This window comes from Methylobacterium mesophilicum, from assembly GCF_022179445.1.
Taxonomy (GTDB): Bacteria; Pseudomonadota; Alphaproteobacteria; order Rhizobiales; family Beijerinckiaceae; genus Methylobacterium; species Methylobacterium mesophilicum.
Map to the genome: position 1 here is coordinate 1 of NZ_BPQU01000075.1, position 3,531 is coordinate 3,531.

Sequence of the window (3,531 nt, forward strand, 5' to 3'; positions counted from 1 at the left end):
CCTCAGCGCCCGGGCCACTTCCGCGGCCGGCGCCGATGAGCGGTGTATACGCAGCGCAATCCCGGCCGTCAACAGGGTTGTTCCGGGGCGGAGCCGATTTTCTTGGACTCCTGCGGCGACGGCTGTGTGACGGCCGATTCGGTCTCTCTCCGCGAACAGCGGTTCAGGCGTCGAGGCTCAGGTTCATCCCGTCATAGGCCGGCACCACCCCGTCCGGCAGGCGCGCGGCCAGGGCCGCGTAGTCGAGGTCGGTGTGAAGGTTGGTCAGCACGGCGCGCCGGGGCTGGACCGTCTCGATCAGCGCCAGTGCGTCCGACACGGAGAAGTGCGTCGGGTGCGGCGTGTCCCGCAGCGCGTCGATGATCAGGAGATCGAGACCGCGGAGCCGATCCAGGCTCGCCTCGGGGATCAGGCTGACATCGGGCATGTAGGCGGCTCGGCCGAAGCGGAAGCCGAGGGCGGCCTCCGTACCGTGCTCGACCGGGAGCGATTCGGCCGTGATCGCGCCGCCCGGCCCGTCGAGGCTGAGCACGTCGGGGAGGTCACGCAAATCGAGGATCGGCGGATAGGCGCTGCCGGGGGGCGTCTCGAAGCAGTAGCCGAACCGTGTGGTCAGCAGCGACCGGGTCAAGGCGTCGGCATAGACCGGGATGCGCCCCCGCATGGCGATCACCAACGGGCGCAGGTCGTCGATGCCGTGGGTGTGGTCGGCATGGGCGTGGGTGTAGAGCACGCCGTCGAGGCGCCGCACATCCGCGTCGATGAGCTGCTCGCGCAGGTCGGGCGAGGTGTCGACCAGCAGGGTGGTCCGCCCTCCCCCGGATGCACGCTCAACCAGGATCGAGCAGCGGCGGCGGCGGTTGCGCGGATCCTCCGGGTTGCAGGCACCCCAGCCGCTGGCGACCCGCGGCACCCCCCCGGAGGAGCCGCAGCCGAGGATGCGCAAAGTCAGCGTTGCCGGCGCATCCTCCGAAGTCGTCACGCTGCCTCCGCAGGTTTAGCCTTGTCGAACAAGTTGAAAAAATTCGCTGTGGTGATCCGGGCGAAGTCTTCGGCGGACAGCCCCAGGGTCTCGGCCAGCGACCGGGCTGTGTCGGCCGTGTAGGCCGGCTCGTTGGTCCGCCCGCGGTGCGGCTCGGGGGCGAGGAACGGCGCGTCGGTCTCCACCAGGATCCGGTCCAGGGGCACGCTCCGGGCGATGTCGCGCAAAGCGTGCGAGCGCCGGAAGGTGACGATGCCGGAGAACGAGATCGACAGCCCGAGCTCGATCCCGACCTCGGCGAGGCGCCGGCCCGACGAGAAGCAGTGCAGCACCGCCCGGAACGGCGCCTTGCCCATCTCGTCGGTGAGCACCCGCTCCATGTGCTCGTCGGCATCCCGGGCGTGGATGACGAGCGGCAGGCCGGACAGGCGCGCCGCCGCGATATGGGCGCGCAGCACCCGCTCCTGCACGGTCTCGGGGGCGCCGTCGGGATAGTGGTAGTCGAGCCCGGCCTCGCCGATCCCGACGCAGCGGGGATGCGCGGTCGCGAGTCCCGCGATCGTCTCGGCGGGCACATCCGGCTCCTCGGCGGCCCCGTCCGGATGGGTGCCGATGGTGAACCAGATCTCGGGATGGGCCTCGGCGATCGCCCGATAGGTCCCGGCCCGGGCGACCCGGGTCGAGATGGTGAGCATGCCGGTGACGCCCGCGGCTCGGGCGCGGGCGATCACGCCGGGCAGGTCCGCGGAAAAGTCCGGGAAATCGAGGTGGCAGTGGCTGTCGATCAGCATCGTGTCTCGGATCGCTGTCAGGCCGCCGGCGTTTCGGGCCGCTCGAACCGGGGGAAGACCGGGGCCGGGGCGGGCAAAGCGGTGCCGGGCACCAGGCGGCCGCCCTCCCCCGCATCGGCGAGGTTGCGCCGGTCGGCCGGGACGGCCAGCAGGTCCAGGAGCCTGGAGGCCGCGGTCGGAACGAACGGCTGGACCAGGATGCCGAAGGCCCGCAGCGATTCCAGCGTCGTGTAGAGCACCGCGTTCATCCGGGCCGGATCGGACTTGCGCAGTTTCCACGGCTCCTGGCCGGCGAAGTAGCGGTTGGCCTCGGCCACCACCGCCCAGATCTCGGCCAAAACGCTGTGGAGCGCGAGATCGCCCATCAGGCTCCGCACCCTGTCCGGAAGGGCGTCGGCCTGGGCCAGCAGGGCGCGATCGGCCTCGTCCAAGGAACCGGGATCCGGCACCGCGCCGTCGCAGTTCTTGGCGACCATCGAGAGCGAGCGCTGGGCGAGGTTGCCGAGGTCGTTGGCGAGGTCGGCGTTGATCCGGCCGATGATCGCCTCGTGGCTGTAGCTGCCGTCGCCGCCGAACGGCACCTCGCGCAGCACGAAGTAGCGCACGGGATCGACCCCGTAGGTGTCGGCGAGCTCGAACGGATCGAGGACGTTGCCGAGCGACTTCGACATCTTCTCGCCCTTGGAAAGCAGGAAGCCGTGGCCGAAGACGCGCTTGGGCAGGGGCAGCCCGGCCGCCATCAGGAAGGCCGGCCAGTAGACCGCGTGGAACCGGACGATGTCCTTGCCGATCACGTGCAGGTCCATCGGCCAGAACTTCTTTTTGGGATGCTCCGCGTCGGGGAAGCCCGTCACCGTCAGGTAGTTGGTCAGGGCGTCGACCCAGACATACATGACGTGGCCGGGCTGCCCCGGCACCGGCACGCCCCAGTCGAAATTGGTGCGGCTGACCGAGAGGTCCTTGAGGCCGGAGCGCACGAAGCTCGCCACCTCGTTCCTTCGGGTTTCCGGCCCGATGAAGTCGGGCTGGTCCTCGTAGAGCTTGAGCAGCCGGTCCTGATAGGCGGACAACCTGAAGAGAAAATTCTCCTCCTCCATCCACACGACCGGCGTGTCGGTGGCGAGGCTGCGGCGGCTGCCATCCTCCAGCAGGCGGGTCTCGGCCTCGTCGTAATAGGCCTCGTCGCGCACCGAGTACCAGCCGGCATACGTGGCGAGGTAGATGTCGCCGTTGGCCTCCATCCGCCGCCAGATCTCCTGCGCGGCTTCGTAGTGGCGGGGCTCGGTGGTGCGGATGAAGCGGTCGTAGGTGCAGTCCATCCGGTCGGCCATCGCCTGGAAGCGCGCCGCGGTGCCGTCGACATACGCGCGCGGGCTGGTGCCGGCCCGGGTCGCCGCCTGCTGGATCTTGAGGCCGTGCTCGTCGGTGCCGGTGGAGAACAGCACGTCGTAGCCATCGAGCCGGTGGAAGCGGGCGATGGCGTCTGCGGCGATCACCTCGTAGGCGTGGCCGATATGGGGCGCGCCGTTGGGGTAGGAGATCGCGGTCGAGAGGCCGAAGGTTTTTTGGGAGTGCGCCGGGGCGTTGGACGTCACGTCTGGGTGTTCCGGATCATCGCAGGAGCTTGCCCGCGTTGTCGCGCGGCAGCGGCGGGGACGCAACAGCCGCTGCCGCGCGGACGATCATGGATTCAAAAGGTCCGAGACCCAGCCCTTTCAAGGTGTTTGATTTGCCAGAACCCTGGCGGTTGCGACATGG

The 3,531-nt window shown here is 69.5% G+C and carries 3 protein-coding genes; all 3 read right to left on the minus strand.

All coding sequences use genetic code 11. From position 1 onward, the window contains the following. Positions 1 to 163: 163 nt before the first annotated feature. Genes MFF40_RS28235 through metG form a run of 3 tightly spaced genes read right to left on the minus strand, consistent with a single transcriptional unit; the run spans position 164 to position 3,368 of the window. Positions 164 to 982, minus strand: coding sequence for an MBL fold metallo-hydrolase (locus MFF40_RS28235; protein WP_147856680.1), 819 nt, complete (start codon positions 980 to 982; stop codon positions 164 to 166). Continuing rightward, entirely contained in the window at positions 979 to 1,773 is a 795-nt protein-coding gene (locus tag MFF40_RS28240) for a TatD family hydrolase (protein WP_147856679.1), read from the minus strand. The genes MFF40_RS28235 and MFF40_RS28240 overlap by 4 nt, the downstream gene beginning before the upstream one ends. A gap of 17 nt (positions 1,774 to 1,790) precedes the next feature. Beyond that, positions 1,791 to 3,368: a methionine--tRNA ligase gene (gene metG, locus MFF40_RS28245; RefSeq protein ID WP_147856678.1), complete on the minus strand. Its 1,578-nt coding sequence runs from the start codon at positions 3,366 to 3,368 to the stop codon at positions 1,791 to 1,793. Between the last annotated feature and the right edge of the window lie 163 nt (positions 3,369 to 3,531).